Annotated in this window: 15 protein-coding genes; 6 read left to right on the top strand and 9 right to left on the bottom strand. The window is 32.1% G+C overall.

Annotated features, from left to right (window positions below):
• The first annotated feature begins 63 nt into the window (after positions 1-63).
• Positions 64-318, top strand: coding sequence for a hypothetical protein (locus B3I31_RS06565; protein WP_038334756.1), 255 nt, complete (start codon positions 64-66; stop codon positions 316-318).
• Positions 319-373: 55 nt separating this feature from the next.
• On the opposite strand, the gene B3I31_RS06570 is transcribed toward B3I31_RS06565, so the two are convergent.
• The 3 genes from B3I31_RS06570 to B3I31_RS06580 are packed head-to-tail and all read right to left on the bottom strand — an operon-like array spanning position 374 to position 3,192.
• Entirely contained in the window at positions 374-1,498 is a 1,125-nt protein-coding gene (locus tag B3I31_RS06570) for an ATP-binding protein (RefSeq protein WP_221854121.1), read from the bottom strand.
• A gap of 18 nt (positions 1,499-1,516) precedes the next feature.
• Positions 1,517-2,194 (bottom strand): copper homeostasis protein CutC, encoded by a 678-nt coding sequence (locus tag B3I31_RS06575; protein ID WP_221854122.1) that lies wholly within the window; start codon positions 2,192-2,194, stop codon positions 1,517-1,519.
• Positions 2,191-3,192 (bottom strand): isoaspartyl peptidase/L-asparaginase family protein, encoded by a 1,002-nt coding sequence (locus tag B3I31_RS06580; RefSeq protein WP_114998363.1) that lies wholly within the window; start codon positions 3,190-3,192, stop codon positions 2,191-2,193. The genes B3I31_RS06575 and B3I31_RS06580 overlap by 4 nt, the downstream gene beginning before the upstream one ends.
• A gap of 89 nt (positions 3,193-3,281) precedes the next feature.
• Here B3I31_RS06580 and B3I31_RS06585 point away from each other — a divergent pair, with 89 nt between their 5' ends.
• The 3 genes from B3I31_RS06585 (at position 3,282) to B3I31_RS06595 (ending at position 8,506) form a co-directional block, all read left to right on the top strand.
• Entirely contained in the window at positions 3,282-6,014 is a 2,733-nt protein-coding gene (locus tag B3I31_RS06585) for a GH92 family glycosyl hydrolase (RefSeq protein WP_286495456.1), read from the top strand.
• A gap of 82 nt (positions 6,015-6,096) precedes the next feature.
• Positions 6,097-6,513, top strand: a complete 417-nt coding sequence (locus B3I31_RS06590) for a Fur family transcriptional regulator (protein WP_286495454.1) — start codon at positions 6,097-6,099, stop codon at positions 6,511-6,513.
• Positions 6,514-6,571: 58 nt separating this feature from the next.
• A complete protein-coding gene (locus tag B3I31_RS06595; protein ID WP_286495453.1) occupies positions 6,572-8,506 on the top strand; it encodes a heavy metal translocating P-type ATPase in 1,935 nt (644 codons plus the stop codon).
• Positions 8,507-8,534: 28 nt separating this feature from the next.
• Here B3I31_RS06595 and B3I31_RS06600 read toward each other — a convergent pair whose 3' ends face one another.
• Positions 8,535-9,290, bottom strand: a complete 756-nt coding sequence (locus B3I31_RS06600) for a tyrosine-protein phosphatase (protein ID WP_280050893.1) — start codon at positions 9,288-9,290, stop codon at positions 8,535-8,537.
• Positions 9,291-9,466: 176 nt separating this feature from the next.
• Between B3I31_RS06600 and B3I31_RS06605 the strand changes: the two genes are divergently transcribed.
• The gene (locus B3I31_RS06605) at positions 9,467-10,309 is read left to right on the top strand and encodes a siderophore-interacting protein (protein WP_125349936.1); all 843 of its coding nucleotides are present in this window, start codon (positions 9,467-9,469) and stop codon (positions 10,307-10,309) included.
• Between the two features lie 84 nt (positions 10,310-10,393).
• Positions 10,394-11,116 (top strand): GLPGLI family protein, encoded by a 723-nt coding sequence (locus tag B3I31_RS06610; protein ID WP_125349935.1) that lies wholly within the window; start codon positions 10,394-10,396, stop codon positions 11,114-11,116.
• A gap of 59 nt (positions 11,117-11,175) precedes the next feature.
• Here the strand turns inward: B3I31_RS06610 and meaB are convergent, their stop codons facing one another.
• From meaB to B3I31_RS06635, 5 genes are all read right to left on the bottom strand, one after another.
• Complete coding sequence (gene meaB, locus B3I31_RS06615) at positions 11,176-12,153, bottom strand: methylmalonyl Co-A mutase-associated GTPase MeaB (protein WP_125349934.1); 978 nt, start codon at positions 12,151-12,153, stop codon at positions 11,176-11,178.
• A gap of 169 nt (positions 12,154-12,322) precedes the next feature.
• The gene (locus B3I31_RS06620) at positions 12,323-12,937 is read right to left on the bottom strand and encodes a helix-turn-helix domain-containing protein (protein WP_114998328.1); all 615 of its coding nucleotides are present in this window, start codon (positions 12,935-12,937) and stop codon (positions 12,323-12,325) included.
• A gap of 134 nt (positions 12,938-13,071) precedes the next feature.
• A complete protein-coding gene (locus B3I31_RS06625; protein ID WP_114998326.1) occupies positions 13,072-13,236 on the bottom strand; it encodes a FeoB-associated Cys-rich membrane protein in 165 nt (54 codons plus the stop codon).
• Between the two features lie 4 nt (positions 13,237-13,240).
• Positions 13,241-15,340, bottom strand: a complete 2,100-nt coding sequence (gene feoB / locus B3I31_RS06630) for a ferrous iron transport protein B (protein WP_286495452.1) — start codon at positions 15,338-15,340, stop codon at positions 13,241-13,243.
• On the bottom strand, positions 15,340-15,579 hold the full coding sequence (locus tag B3I31_RS06635; protein ID WP_114998322.1) for a FeoA family protein: 240 nt from the start codon (positions 15,577-15,579) through the stop codon (positions 15,340-15,342). The genes feoB and B3I31_RS06635 overlap by 1 nt, the downstream gene beginning before the upstream one ends.
• Positions 15,580-15,730: the final 151 nt, after the last annotated feature.

The following is a 15,730-nucleotide window of genomic DNA, read 5'->3' on the forward strand; positions in this document are numbered from 1 at the left end:
TTTCGAAATACATTTGTCAAAGAAAATTAATCGAAAATTATTAATAATTAAAACAATAAAACAATGAAAAAATTTTTCGCAGTAGTTGCAGTAGCAGCTTTATCTTTAGGAGCAGTATCTTGTGGTGAGAAAAAAGCAGAAGAAGCAGTAGAAAATACAACTGACTCTTTAGCAACTCAAACTGACTCTTTAGCAGCTCAAACTGATTCTTTAGCAGCTAAAACTGATTCTTTAGTAGAAAAAACTGATTCTTTAGCAACTAAAGTTGAAGGTGCAGCTAAGGAAGTAGCTCCAGCTACTGAAGCTCCAGCAAAATAATTTGAAATAACATTCAGATCATATAAAGAAACCACTTATTAGATAAGTGGTTTTTTTATGCTGTTTTTCGATGTAAATAGCGAGTTAACTTGATAGATAAATCTAAAAGTATAATTTTAGAATTACCATTTCGCTCGATATGATACGACGCTTCATTAATTTCATTTAAAATATCTTCGATATTAGCTCCATGTATAAAAGGCGCAAAACCTTGCCATTTAAAACCTTCTGCATTAATTTGTAAAAAAACTAAATCATCAGATTGATACGTTTTTAACAAAGCTTGACGAAAAATCTCTGAACAATAATTCAAAAAATCTTTTTGTTCACTTCTCGACCAACTTGCAATTTGATTCGACCAATCAATCAAATCTTTTAAAACGGTTGGCGTTTTGGCTGCCATAAAGGCTTTTCGAACCCAAGTCACAAAATACTTATCGAATAAATGTTCGTCATCATTCAATTGATGCAACGCTTCTCGTACATTTCCTTGCGATAAAAAAGCGATATGTTGCGCTTTTTCTGGATTAATATTTTTCTTCTCAATTAGATAATTCTTTATATCCGATTGCGATAAACGAGGAATTTTAACCAATTGACAACGAGAAGTAATAGTTTGTAGAATCAAATCTTCACGTTCTGTTACCAATAAAAAAAGTGTTTTTTGAGGCGGTTCTTCAATTATTTTCAACAATTTATTTGCAGCTGCAGTAGTCATTTCCTCAGCTTGCCAAATAATCATGATTTTATAGCCTCCTTCGTAACTATTTAGCGCTAATGTTTTGACGATTTCATCCGCTTCATCAACAGGAATAACGCCTTGTTTTTTCTCAATACCAAGATGAGACATCCAATCCGTTAAATTTCCATAGACATTTTCGTCTACAAAAGTTCGCCAATCGTTTAATAAATACTTAGCAAGTGGCTTTTTTACACTTTCTGTTGCTGAATAAGGAAAAGAAAAATGTAAATCGGGATGTTGTAATTTATCAACTTTCAGATTGCATTGTTCGTTATTCAAACCACACAAAACTTCACGTGCATAAGCAATTGCCAAAGCCAAAGTTCCCGAACCTTCTGGACCAGAAAAAAGCTGAGCATGACTTATACGACCATCTTTTATAGATTGTTGAAGCTTGTTTTTAATCTCCTGTTGTCCAATTATATTTTCCCAAAGCATAGTCCAAAGTTACTATTTTTATTTTTCAGAATTTATCATACTTTTTAATCGATTGATTTCTTCTAAATTAGCAATTCCAGAATCATCAATCATCGCTGATGAATGAAAGTAAGTAGCGTTTGTATATGAATCAATTTCTTCAATATTTGTTGAGCGCAAACCACCTCCAGGCATAATTGTGATTTGATTTTCTGCTTTTTTAACAAGGTTTTTTAATTCACGTTTTCCATCATAAACATTACTATCTAAACCAGAAGTTAAAATAGTTTTGAATCCTAAATCAATCACGATTTGAAGTGAATTTTCGGCATCAGAAGTTCTGTCAAAAGCGCGATGAAAAGTACAAGGAAAAGGTTTTGCAAGTTCAATTAATTCATGATTTCGTTCAAAATCGATTTCGTTATCTTCATTCAAAATTCCAAAAACAAAACCATCAATTCTAAAATTTTTAATCATGATGATTTCAGATTTCATTTGTTCAAATTCTTCATCAGAATAACAAAAGTCTCCATCACGAGGGCGAATCATCACCATAATTTCTTTATCTGTTTCTTTTCTTAATGTTTTGATATCTTCAAAACTAGGTGTAATTCCGCCTGTTGAAACATCAGCACATAACTCGATTCTATCTGCATTTGATTTTGCTGCAACTAAAGCTGATTCTAAATTAAAGCAAGCAATTTCTATTTTTTTCATTTTGTAATAGATTTTCCGTCAATTAAACGATTTCCAGTTTCATCATAAACCGCAAAGTTAAAGCCAGGATGAATACAATATGAACCATATTCGCCTTGTTTGTTAATTGCAATAAAACCAACTTGAATCGCCGATAAATCTTTTTTACGCGATTTTGTTAATTTAATGATTCGATGAACAGCCTCCTTACATGCATTTTCTGGCGAATAACCTTGACGCATCAACTCCACAACCAAATGACTTCCCGCAATACGAATCACTTCTTCACCATGACCAGTAGCGGTTGCTGCACCAATTTCGTTATCAACATATAAACCTGCGCCGATAATTGGTGAATCACCAACACGTCCGTGCATTTTGTACGCCATTCCGCTCGTAGTACAAGCTCCAGAAAGATTTCCATAGGAATCTAAGGCAATCATTCCAATTGTATCATGATTTTCGATATTGATAGGCATCTGATAATTAGTATCTTTCAACCATTCTTTCCACTCTTTTTCGGAAACATCAGTTAATAAATTCTCTTTTTTGAAGCCTTTTTCCAACGCAAATTGAAGTGCACCATTTCCAACTAACATCACGTGTGGTGTATCTTCCATTACCTTTCGCGCAACAGAAATTGGATGTTTGATATACTCTAAACTAGCAACAGAACCAATATTTGCTTGATCGTCCATAATACATGCATCTAAAGTTACTTTTCCATCGCGATCAGGACGTCCACCATAACCAACACTTCGTTCATTTGGATCAGCTTCGACCAATTTTACGCCTTGCTCTACAGCATCTAAAGCTGTTCCATTATTACCTAAAACTTTCCAAGCTTCGGCATTAGCTTCAATTCCAAAACGCCAAGTAGAAAGAACAATTGGTTTATTGATTTTTGTTGAAGTAGTTGATCTTTTAGATGTAGTTTGCGCATTAAGATCAAGTTTTGTTGTACCTAAAAGTAAGCCTAAAGCTCCAAGATTTTTTATGAAATTTCTTCTATTACTCATGTGTTAATCGATTTCTAAATTGTGTTAAAACAAATATAATCCATATTATTGTATAACAGAATTTCTGTCAATCAAAACACTAAAAACTAATGAGATCAACTTTACTATCATTTATTCTGATGATGTTTTCATCATTAATTTTTGCTCAGAAAAATAATTATGCACAATATGTTAATCCGTTTATTGGAACAGGTGGACATGGACATACATTTCCTGGAGCGACTTTACCATTCGGAATGGTTCAACTTTCTCCAGATACTCGAATTGATGGAAGTTGGGATGGTTGTGGTGGTTATCATTATTCTGATGATTTTATTTATGGTTTTTCACATACACATCTAAATGGAACAGGAGTTTCTGATTATGGTGACATTATGTTGATGCCAACGCTTAATCAGAAAGGATTTAATCAGACTGATTATGGTTCTAAATTTTCGCATAAAAATGAAAAAGCAACAGCAGGATATTATCAAGTTTTGTTAGATAAATATAATGTCAATGTTCGATTAACGGCAACAACTCACGTTGGTTTGCATGAATATACTTTTAATAAAGCTGGTGACGCAAATATCATTTTAGATCTTAATCATCGTGATAAATTAGTTGACGGAGAAGTGAAAATTGTAGACGCTAAAACACTTTATGTTTACAGAAATTCGGAAGAATGGGCGAAGAATCAAAAGATTTTTGCCAAGATAGAATTTAATGTTCCATTGAAATTAACTGCTTCAAAAGACGGAAATATAATATCTAAAACATTTAAAGGAAATGAAATTGCCTTGGCTTTTGGTAAAAAAGTAAAGAAAGGTGAGAAGATTATGGTAAAAGTGACCTTATCTACAACTGGATATAATGGAACGGATGTTAATAGCAAAGAATTAACAACTTTTGATTTTTCTAAAACGAAAGCCGCTGCTGAAAAGGCTTGGGACAAAGAATTATCGAAGATTGAAGTGAAATCTTCAGATAAGAATAAACTAACTATTTTTTATACAGCGATGTATCACACGATGATGCAACCAAATATTTCGCAAGATTTGAATGGAAATTATCGTGGAATGGACGATCAAATTCATTTGGCAAATAATTTCGATTATTATTCGGTTTTTTCACTTTGGGATACTTTTCGTGCTGCGCATCCTTTGTATACCTTGATTGAGAAGAGAAGAACGATTGATTTTATTAACACATTTATCAAGCATTACGAACAAGGTGGACGTTTACCTGTTTGGGAATTAGCGAGTAACGAAACCGATTGTATGATTGGTTATCACTCGGTTTCTGTGATTGCTGATGCAATGGTAAAAGGTTTCAAAGGCTTTGATTATGAGAAAGCTTATGAAGCAGCAAAACATTCGGCAATGTTAGATCATTTGGGATTGAAAGCTTACAAACAAAACGGATTTATTTCGATTGACGATGAACACGAATCAGTTTCTAAAACATTAGAATATGCGTACGATGATTGGTGTATTGCGCAAATGGCATTGATTTTAAATAAACACGACGATTATAATTACTTTATCGAACGTTCTCAATATTGGAAAAATTTATTCAATCATGAGACAAAATTTATTCAGCCAAAGAAAAATGGAGGTTGGCTAAAACCTTTTGATCCGCGTGAAGTAAACAATAATTACACAGAGGCGAATGGTTGTCAATACACGTTTTTTGCACCGCAAGATATTAATGGAATGATTGATTTTTATGGTGGAAAAGATGGTTTTGATGCAAAATTAGATGAATTATTTAATGCACCATCAGAAACAACAGGTCGGGAGCAAGTGGATGTTACGGGACTTATCGGGCAATATGCGCAAGGAAATGAGCCGAGTCATCACGTGGCTTTTTTGTACAATTACATTGATAAGCCAAAAAAAACAAAAGAATTGGTTCATAAAATTTTGAATGAACATTACAAAAACTCGCCAGATGGATTGATTGGAAATGAAGATTGTGGGCAGATGAGCGCGTGGTACGTTTTGGCTTCGATGGGAATTTATAGCGTTACGCCAGGTTCGGGAATGTGGACGACTGTTGAGCCGTATTTTGATGAAATCACGATTAATCTAGAAGATGGAACGAAGCGTATAATCACGAAAAATAATTACAAAGAAAATCAATTTTTAGGATTTGAATTTTTGAAAGATAGAGAGATTAAACCTATTTCTGAAAGTGAAAAAATTGTAACAATTCCAGTTTTGGTTGCTGAAGACAGATCATTTCAAAATAAAATGAATGTTGAAGTAAAATCTTCTGAACCAAATGCGAAAATCTATGTTTCTGTGAATGGTAAAAAAGCAGAAATCTATAAAAAACCAATTTCAATCAAAGAAACAACTACAATTTCTTCTTTTGTGGAAGTGAATGGAAAGAAAAGTAAAACAATTTCTGGAACATTTACTAAGAAACCAAATGATTATACAATTCAGTTGAATTCTACCTACACACCGCAATATCATGCAGGTGGATATGATCAAAATTTTGATGCAATTGTTGACATGAAAAAAACGAAATCCGTTTCTTCGGTTGTCATGAATTTCTTGCAAGATTCTCGTTCTTGGATTGTCTTACCTACAAAATTAGAAGTCTATACATCGAAAGATAATCAGAATTTTAAATTGGTTGGAATGTTAGAAAAACAAGTTGATGCATTTGATAATAATGTGTTTTCTGATTCATGGAAAGTTCAGTTCAAAGCAGAAAAAGCACGTTATATCAATGTAAAAGCGACAAATTATGGTGCTTTCCCGAAAGGTCATTTAGCAGAACCTTTTCAAGGAAAATCCTATATTTTTGTTGATGAGATTATGATTAAATAAGATAATTTTTAAACTTATATAAAGAGGTAAATCAATACGATTTGCCTCTTTTTTCGTAACTTTATATTCGAAATTAAAGAAAATGCAAACAGAAATTTTAAACAAAACATTACAAAATCGTTCTATTAATCCGACTGCGATGAGATTGTTGGTCTTGGATAAATTGATGAATGCAGAAGTTGCGCTGAGCTTGGCTGATTTAGAAATTGAAATGGATCAGGCAGATCGAGTAACAATTTATAGAACCTTAAAAACTTTCGAAGAAAATAAATTAATTCATTCAATCGAGGACGGAACGGGCTCTATAAAATATGCGCTTTGCGAGTCGAGTTGCAAATGTACGCCCGAATTTACACATGCTCATTTTCATTGTAATAATTGTAATCAAACGTTTTGTTTGCGAAATATTCATGTGCCAGAAATCAATCTACCCAAAAATTTCAAGGCGGAACAATCTTCATTTATTCTGAAAGGAATTTGCGATCAATGTAAATCCTAAACTTTGCAACCAGATTGCAGCAATAACTTTATAATTTTGAAATATAAATTTTTGAATTATGTCTAAAGCTTGTTGTAGTACGTCAAATGACAAACATAAAGATACTCATGATCATAATCACGAAGGTCATGACCACGAACACAATAATAGTAAAATTTTATTAGGTGCCAGTTTAGCTATTTTCTTTGCCGGAATTTTTGTTCAATATGTTTTAAAACCAACTTGGTTTGTTGATAATCAAACTATTCGTTTGATATGGTTTGGCATTTCTTATATTTTAGTAGCATTTCCTGTTTGGGGAGAAGCGTTTAAATTAGCAAAAAAAATAGATTTCTTCAATGAATTTTCGTTGATGGGAATTGCGACTTTAGGTGCTTTCATTATTGGCGAATATCCAGAAGGTGTAGCGGTAATGTTGTTTTATACAATTGGCGAAATGTTTCAGGAAGCGGCGGTTAATAAGGCAAAAGGAAATATTAAAGCCTTATTAGATGTTCGTCCAGATACAGCGCATGTTTTACGAAATGGTAATTTCGAAACAATAAAACCACAAGATGTGGCAATTGGAGAAACAATTCAGGTAAAAGTTGGGGAAAAAGTTCCGTTAGATGGAATTATGATTTCAGATAAAGGAAGTTTTAATACTGCGGCTTTGACAGGAGAAAGTAAACCTTCAACGTATAAAACTGGAGAAACTGCTTTGGCAGGAATGTTAAATCTTGAAAATGTAATCGAAATTCAAACGACTAAAAAATTTGAAGATAGTTCGATTGCAAAAATTTTACAAATGGTTCAAGATGCAGCTTCTCGCAAAGCTCCAACTGAATTATTTATCCGAAAATTTGCAAAAATATATACGCCAATTGTTTTCTTTTTAGCGGCTGCTTTGGTGATTATTCCTTATTTCTTTGTTGATAATTACGATTTTAATGATTGGTTATACAGAGGTTTAGTTTTCTTGGTTGTTTCTTGTCCTTGTGCATTAGTAATTTCGGTTCCATTGGGTTATTTCGGAGGAATTGGGGCAGCTTCACGCAACGGAATTTTAGTAAAAGGTTCTAACTTTTTAGATTTAATGGCGAAAGTAAACACAGTTGTGATGGATAAAACAGGAACAATGACGGAAGGGGTTTTCGAAGTTCAAAAAATTGAAACTAATCTTCCTGAAAACGATTTTTTAAATCTTGTTTCGGCTTTAGAAAAGCAATCTACGCATCCAATTGCGAAAGCGATTGTGGCAAGTCATCCTTCAGAATTGAAAGCGATAGAAGTGGAAGAAATTTCTGGAAAAGGTTTGAAAGGAAAAGTTGATGGAAAAATAGTTTTAGCTGGAAATACTAAATTATTAGATCATTTCTCGATTCAATATCCACAAGAAATTCATGATATTGTAGAAAGTATTGTGGTGGTTGCAGTTGATGAAAAATATGCAGGATATATTACAATTGCTGATAAAATCAAGGAAGATGCGCAACAAGCAATTCAGAAAATGAAAGCTTTAGGTGTTTCGAAAACGATTATGTTGAGTGGAGATAAAAATACCATTACGCAAAAAGTTGCAAAAGAAGTTGGTGTTGATGAAGCTTTTGGTGGATTGTTACCAGAAGGAAAAGTAGAGAAAGTTGAAGCATTGAAAAAAGATCAAAATCAAGTGGTGGCTTTCGTAGGTGATGGAATCAATGATGCGCCTGTTCTAGCGCTTTCTGATGTCGGAATTGCGATGGGTGGACTTGGAAGCGATGCTGCGATAGAAACTGCAGATGTTGTAATCCAAACCGATCAACCTTCTAAAATTGCAACGGCGATAAAAATTGGTCGTGAAACAAAAAAGATTGTGATTCAGAATATCATTTTAGCAATGGGCGTTAAAATTATCGTGCTTTTCCTTGGAGCAGAAGGAATTGCCAATATGTGGGAAGCTGTTTTTGCAGATGTAGGTGTTGCTTTATTAGCAATTTTGAATGCTGTTCGAATTCAACGAATGAAATTTTAGATAAAAAATAAAGCGATCAATTGATCGCTTATTTTTTTATGTATAAATCTTTCATCAAATCTAAATCAACCTTTAAAATATCAGTTAAATAATTTTCGACTGAACCAAAATTCTTATTAATCGCTTCATAAGAGCTTTCCAAATATTCAGGTAAAACATCAATTAGATATTTATAATTCGGATCGATCTTTAAGATGTGTGCATATTTTTGTTCCAAAAAGATATTAGAAGCCAAGTAATCATCCATAATTGTATCTAAATCGACTTTCAAAGCAGATAAAATCATTGCTGTTGCAAATCCAGTTCGATCTTTTCCTGCAGTACAATGAAATAAAATTGGCGTTCTATTTTTATGTTGAATAATATCAAAAAAGCTTTTGTATTGCGTTTGACATGTTTTATCTAAAACAAAATCCTCGTAGATTTTACACATAAATTCTTTCGGATTTGAAATTCCAGCTTTGAATTGTTTCACTAAATTTTCGAAATGTCCAGAAGAAATATCCAAATGAACTTCGTGATTACAACTATTTGGAATGCGATCTTGATTTTTTAAACGTTCGTAAGTCGTGCGTAAATCAATAATTGTTCGAATTGGAAAATCGTTTAAAATCTCCAAATCATCATCTGTCAAATTTGCTAAATCATCAGATCGAATTAACAATCCTTTTCTAATGACTTCATTTTTTGTGTTAATTATTCCACCTAAATCTCTGCAATTAAATCCGCCTTCAAGTGGAAGAGTTCTTTGTCCGAGCGAGATTTCGCATAAAGTATTTTCCATTTTCTGTTCGTTTTTTAGGTTATTTTTAATATGTAAAAGTTAAGGTTAATTATTTAGTTATCATATTAAAATCGTATTAAAAAAAGTATAACTTTTTACTTTAACATTTTATTATTCTTATTCAATCTAAATTTACTTTATATTCGTATAGAATTAGAATAAATCTAAATAATCTGATGGGAGATAAAGTGAAAATTGCGAAGGAGAAGTTCATCTTAAAAAAGAAAGAATTTGTGACACCACATCTTATTCGCGTTCATTTGGAAAATGATGATGTATCTTTTTTTAAGGATACAACGTTGGGCGGAACATGTAAATTACTTTTTCCACCGCTTGGGATCCGTGATATTCACTATGCTGAGTATGATGAAGAGAATCAAAAATGGATTTCGCCATCAGAAAAATTTAAACCAGTTTCTCGTACCTATACGTTGCGCGATATTGATGCAAAAAACAATGTGATTGTGATTGATATTGCAAATCATGGATTGAATGGTCCAGGATCGCGTTGGGCAAATGAGGCGAAAGTTGGAGATATGATTGGAGTTTCGATGAAGTCGAAAAAAAAAGATTTGGCTCCAAAAACAGATTTCATTTTCTTGGCTGCAGATTTAACAGGCTTGCCTGTAATTTCAGCAATTATAGAGTCGCTTCCTGCTAAAACAAACGGAATTGTTTGTGTGGAAGTCCCAACAGAAGATGATATTCACCAAATTGAAACGAAAGCAAATTTAGAATTTAAATGGATTGTGAATCAAAATGTAGGAAGCGGAATAGCTTTATATAGTTTGACAAAAAATCAGAAATTTCCGAAACGCAAAGACGGAAAACGATTTGCTTATGTTGCGGGGGAATCTAAATCTGTAAAGGAAATAAAATCATTTTTTAAAGATGATTTAGAATGGAAAAAAGACGAATTTTATTGTACATCGCATTGGAAAGCAGGAAAAGCAGAGAAAAATGCATTAGAAAATTGTCACGATAAAATAGAACAAGAATTGTTGGTAAGAGTTTTCTAAAAACAAGAGGGATATTTAATCAAAAAGCTTTATCAGAAATGGTGAAGCTTTTTTTGTTATCTTTAAATTTCTAATTGCATTAAAATGAAGTATATCTTATTGTTGTTGTTTTCAGTTTCAGTTTTTGGTCAAGAAAAATTTAAAGTAGAATATGAAAGACGGAATTTTATTAATTTGAATGATCCGAATCCAGAATCGAAAAGATTAAGAGAGGAAATGTTTTCGAAACCAAAATATATTGCTCTTTCTGTCGATGCAAATCAATGTCTTTCACAAGAAATAGAACGAATTGATAATTCGCAAGGACCAAAATATTCGATGAAAGTTTTAGGTGGTTTTAAAGATTTGGAAAGCTTTTATGATTTCGATACGAATTCAAAAATAATCATGAGAGAAATGGATTCCAAATTGTATAATATCTCTGATTCCATTGCAACTTATAAATGGAGTATTACGCGAGAATCCAAAAAAATAAAAGGTTATGATGTACGAAAAGCAGTAGCTGTTGACGCTAATTTCAACATAGAAGCGTGGTATGTTCCTTCGATAAAATCAAAATGTGGACCAGATGAATACAATGGTTTGCCAGGATTATTATTAGAACTGAAGAAAACTTCTTTGAAAGATGAAAATCAGTATACAACTTATAAGTTAGAATCAATTTCGATTGACGATAAGCTGAAACTACAAAAACCAACGAAAGGAAAAGTAATTTCGACACCAGAATTTGATAAAATTGAGAAAGAATATTATCAAAAAATACAAGAAAATATCAACAAAAAAACAGGAGTTGATAAAGATGATTAACAAAAAAACGGCTCAATTTTGAGCCGTTTTTTTGTTATTTTGATTCAATAATCGTAAACTTACTTATTAAGAAATTCATCAATTTCAGTGTGGTTATTCAACCAATCTTTTGCCATTTCGAATGCAGATAAATTTTTGCTTAATTCTAGTGGGTGTTCCTTAAGTAATTTTAAAAATTGTTGATTAATCAAATCAATTGTGTAGCGTTCCGCTTGATTAAGCTGTTGTTTTTCTCGGTTTGATGCGTAATAATTATTTTCATTAATAAAATTGAAATAATCATTGACCAATTCCCAAAGTTCAGGAATTCCTTTTCCGATTAATCCAGAACCGATAATTGATTTTCTTTTCCATTGAGAAGATTTGGTTGGTAAAAATTGCAATGAACGAACAATATCCAATTTTGCATCTTTCACTAATTTTTCTTGAAACGAATCTGATTTATTGACAAAAATTAAATCAGCCATTTCCATAATTCCTCGTTTTATTCCTTGTAAATCATCTCCAGAACCCGGAAGTTGAAGAAATAAGAAGAGATCTGAAATTTCATTTACTAAGGTTTCAGATTGTCCAACACCGACAGTTTCAATCAAAATATTTTCAAACCCTGCTGCTTCGCATAATAAAATTGCTTCATATGTACGTGAGGTAACACCACCTAAAGAACCGTTAGAAGCGCTTGGACGTATATAAGCATTCTCTTCTCGCGATAAGTCCTCCATGCGTGTTTTGTCGCCTAAAATACTTCCTTTTGAAAGGGAACTACTTGGATCAATTGCTAAAATCGCTACTTTTTCACCTTTACTTAGAATATATTTCCCCAAAGATTCGATAAAAGTACTTTTACCAACACCGGGAATTCCTGTAATGGCAATTCTTTTTGAAGTTTTGGAAACAGGTAATAAACTAATGATATGTTGCGCTAATTTCAAATCGTCTAAACGATTGCTTTCGGCTAGTGTAATAGCTCTTGATAAGGCAAAACGATCGCCTTCTTTTATTTTTTGAGCAAGTATTTCGGGGTCAATTTTTCGCATAAGACACAATCTTAGATTAAAGATAAAGTCTTAATTAAGAATAAAAAAATACAATCGAAATTTGTGAATGTATTTTATATAGCTCTTGCATAGATTGGTATAAAAAATAAAACAAATATAATTGTTTATATATTTTAAATTCAATTATATAAACTTCATTAATTCGTAATTATGAATTTTTTTGTTCCTCTTTAATTCTTTTTATAAAAGCAGAAGGAGATTCATTCATGATTTGAGTAAAAGTTGTTGTAAAAGTACTATGAGAAGCAAATCCGCAATCACTTGCTAAATAGCTTACTTTCGTGTTAATGTATTTCGGCTCATTTTGAAGTCGATTGACGATATAATTTACTCTCAATTCATTCAAATAAGAATTAAATTGCTTTTGACGATGAGTTTTAATGATTTCAGAAAGATATTTTGTATTCGTTTCAAATTGTTTTGATAATGAAGCAAGGTTAATATCTTTCTTAGTAAAGCCTTTATTCTTCTCAAATAACTCTAATTTTCGAAGTAAGTCATTCTCGGTTTTAGATGAAATGCTAAGGTTATTCGTTGGTTTTTCTTCAATCATAACCTCTGTTGGTGGAGTTGGAGAAATGATTTTATTTGTAACCTCTTCTTTGATTGGTTCAGAAGGAATTTCTTTAATCTCTTTTACAGAACTTATTTCTTCGACAGAAATCTCAGTTGATTGTTTAGTTTTTTTGGAAACAAAGTAAATAATTAATCCTAAGATAATTATCGCTGAAATTAATAATAAAATGATTAACCAAGTTTCCATTTTTTGTAAAATTTATATTCCGAATTAATAAAATAAAACCAATTGATAATCATTAAAATAATTGATTTTCAATGATTATACTATTTGTAAAAATACTCCGAAATTTTGAAATAAAAAAGGCTAACTTTTAAGAGTTAGCCTTTTTTTTGAAATTCATCTTTGCTTGGAGAACAACCACAGCCTTTTGAGCATCCGCCTCCTTTTGAACTAAATGAGTTTCTAATTAATTTTACAACATACCAAACTGCAAATCCGAAAAGGAAAGCGATAAAAATATATTGTATCCAAATATTGTCCATACTATTATTTTAAAAAATGATATGCAATAAATGCAACTACATATGCCAAACCTGTCATAAACCCTGTCTGAATCAATGTCCATTTCCAAGAATTTGTTTCGCGTTTTACGATCGCAATTGTACTCATACATTGCATTGCGAATGCATAAAATAACAACAATGAAACTCCTGTAGCGAGGTTATATGCTGGTTCTCCTGTGTTTTGGTTGATCTCATTTTTCATACGATGAAGTAAACGATCTTTTTGACCATTGTCCTCTACATCAACTTCTCCTAAACTGTAAACCGTTGACATTGTTCCGACAAAAACTTCACGCGCAGCGAATGACGAAATCAAACCAATTCCCATCTTCCAATCGTATCCTAATGGCTCTACAACTGGCTCTATAACTGAACCTAATCTACCCAAATAAGAATGTTCTAATTTATAAGAAGCAATTTCATTTGCTAAATCTTCTTCATTCATTTTTGGATGATGAGCAGTTACAATTTCTTCTGCATTTCTGAATTGTTCTCCAGGTCCGAAAGTTCCTAAAACCCAAAGAATAATCGAAATTGCAAATATGATTTTACCCGCATCAACTAAAAATCCTAACGTTTTTTCCCAAACATTAATTCCAACATTTTTCCAATCAGGAAGTTTGTACGTTGGCATTTCTAAAATTAGGTAACTTTTATGTTTTGCTTTAATGATTAAATCCAATAAAATAGCACTTCCTAATGCGCCTAAAACACCTAAAATGTACATCACAAATAACGCCAAAGCTTGGTAACTTAATCCAAAAATATGTTCGTCGGGAATTACTAAAGCAATTAAAACGATGTAAATTGGTAAACGAGCCGAACACGTCATAAAAGGCGTTACAAGTATCGTTAATAGACGCTCTTTGTCATTTTCGATATTACGTGCAGACATGATTGCAGGAACGGCACAGGCAACTCCAGAAATTAACGGAACAACACTTTTTCCGCTTAATCCAAATGGTTTTAACCATCTGTCCATTAAATAAACCACGCGGCTCATGTAGCCCGTTTCTTCCATTATTGAAATGAATAAAAACAAAATGGCAATTTGCGGAACGAAAACGGCAATCCCTTCTATACCTGGGATTATTGCACCTCCAATGATTTCGTTGATAGGTCCTTCAGGTATTAAACTAATTGCTTTTTCGTCGATCCAACCAAATAAATCTTCGACCATTGTCATTAATGGTGCAGACCACGCATAAACAGCTTGAAAGATTAATAATAAAATTCCTAAAAAGATGATGTATCCAAAAACTGGATGAATCAATGTTTTATCAATTTTATCGGTTAAGGTTTCATTTCCGTCAAAATTATATGAAATAATATCGTTTAATTTTTCCTCTAAAATTTTATTTCGATCTAAGGCTTCTTTGACTTGTAATCGTTTCGAAACAATAGAATTTTCTTTTTTAATTGTATCTAATTTACTTAGATTTTCTTTCGATTCGAACGGAACTTCTTTCTGTGAAAGATATTGCCAAGCTAAATAATCAGATTTAAGATTAAATTCATTCTTGATTTTTTCTACAATAGAAAGATACTCTTTCGGAATTTCGTAATGACGATTATATGGAGTTGCGTCTTTTGTAAAAGCTTCTACTAATTCATCAATTCCTTCGCTTGTACGCGCGTTTGTTAAGTATATTTTTGTTTGAAGAAAATCTTCTAACTTTTTCAAATCAATATTAAGTCCCTTGCTTTTGATTTCATCTTTCATATTGATGACAAAAATTGCAGGAACGTCTAAATCTCGAACTTGTTGATACAACAAAATCGATCGTTTTAGATTAGATGGCTCACCAATAACAACTGCTAAATTTGGGTAATGACTATTGGTTTTGTCTCCTAAAGTTTTGAATACAATTTCTTCATCCAAAGAACTTGGATAAATTGTATACGTTCCGGGAAAATCTGTAATTTGGAATTTATTTCCATTTCGTTCTATTTTACCTTCGCGCTTTTCTACCGTCACACCAGGATAATTCCCAACTTTTTGACGAAGATTTGTTAATTTATTAAATAACGAAGTTTTACCAACATTTGGGTTACCAATTAAGGCAATTTTATAATGATTCATTATTTTTTTGTTATCAAAATTTTATCGGCTTCGTTTCTTCTTAAAGCTAAAACAGACTTATTAGAGATGATACTGATGCAAATAGGACCACCAAATGGAGCCTTATTTTTTACCAATAAACTTGTTCCAGGAATAAAGCCCATTTCATAAAACTTTGCAGGAATATCTTCGGTACTAAACCCTGTTACAACTGCTTGTTCGCCAATTTTTAAATCTTTTAAAGAATAATTTTCAATCATTTCTACCAATCTATCTATGAATTATCTCAAAGGCAAAGATACTTATTTTTAATTAATCCAAATAGAAGATATGTCATAGTTTTTTTATCTTTCTAATTAAATTTCAATGAATTCAAGTATCTAAATTCAAAATTTTGATTATCTTTGCACT

The organism is Empedobacter sp. UBA3475 (assembly GCF_002378465.1).
Taxonomy (GTDB): domain Bacteria; phylum Bacteroidota; class Bacteroidia; order Flavobacteriales; family Weeksellaceae; genus Empedobacter; species Empedobacter falsenii_B.

Bases quoted from the DNA above. Each gene is read 5' to 3' on its own strand.
- feoB (WP_286495452.1), bottom strand. From the start codon at position 15,340: ATGAATCATTATAAAATTGCCTTAATTGGTAACCCAAATGTTGGTAAA.
- meaB (WP_125349934.1), bottom strand. From the start codon at position 12,153: ATGCGAAAAATTGACCCCGAAATACTTGCTCAAAAAATAAAAGAAGGC.
- B3I31_RS06585 (WP_286495456.1), top strand. From the start codon at position 3,282: ATGAGATCAACTTTACTATCATTTATTCTGATGATGTTTTCATCATTA.
- B3I31_RS06590 (WP_286495454.1), top strand. From the start codon at position 6,097: ATGCAAACAGAAATTTTAAACAAAACATTACAAAATCGTTCTATTAAT.
- B3I31_RS06595 (WP_286495453.1), top strand. From the start codon at position 6,572: ATGTCTAAAGCTTGTTGTAGTACGTCAAATGACAAACATAAAGATACT.
- B3I31_RS06610 (WP_125349935.1), top strand. From the start codon at position 10,394: ATGAAGTATATCTTATTGTTGTTGTTTTCAGTTTCAGTTTTTGGTCAA.
- B3I31_RS06625 (WP_114998326.1), bottom strand. From the start codon at position 13,236: ATGGACAATATTTGGATACAATATATTTTTATCGCTTTCCTTTTCGGA.
- B3I31_RS06565 (WP_038334756.1), top strand. From the start codon at position 64: ATGAAAAAATTTTTCGCAGTAGTTGCAGTAGCAGCTTTATCTTTAGGA.
- B3I31_RS06600 (WP_280050893.1), bottom strand. From the start codon at position 9,290: ATGGAAAATACTTTATGCGAAATCTCGCTCGGACAAAGAACTCTTCCA.
- B3I31_RS06575 (WP_221854122.1), bottom strand. From the start codon at position 2,194: ATGAAAAAAATAGAAATTGCTTGCTTTAATTTAGAATCAGCTTTAGTT.
- B3I31_RS06570 (WP_221854121.1), bottom strand. From the start codon at position 1,498: ATGCTTTGGGAAAATATAATTGGACAACAGGAGATTAAAAACAAGCTT.
- B3I31_RS06580 (WP_114998363.1), bottom strand. From the start codon at position 3,192: ATGAGTAATAGAAGAAATTTCATAAAAAATCTTGGAGCTTTAGGCTTA.
- B3I31_RS06605 (WP_125349936.1), top strand. From the start codon at position 9,467: ATGGGAGATAAAGTGAAAATTGCGAAGGAGAAGTTCATCTTAAAAAAG.
- B3I31_RS06635 (WP_114998322.1), bottom strand. From the start codon at position 15,579: ATGATTGAAAATTATTCTTTAAAAGATTTAAAAATTGGCGAACAAGCA.
- B3I31_RS06620 (WP_114998328.1), bottom strand. From the start codon at position 12,937: ATGGAAACTTGGTTAATCATTTTATTATTAATTTCAGCGATAATTATC.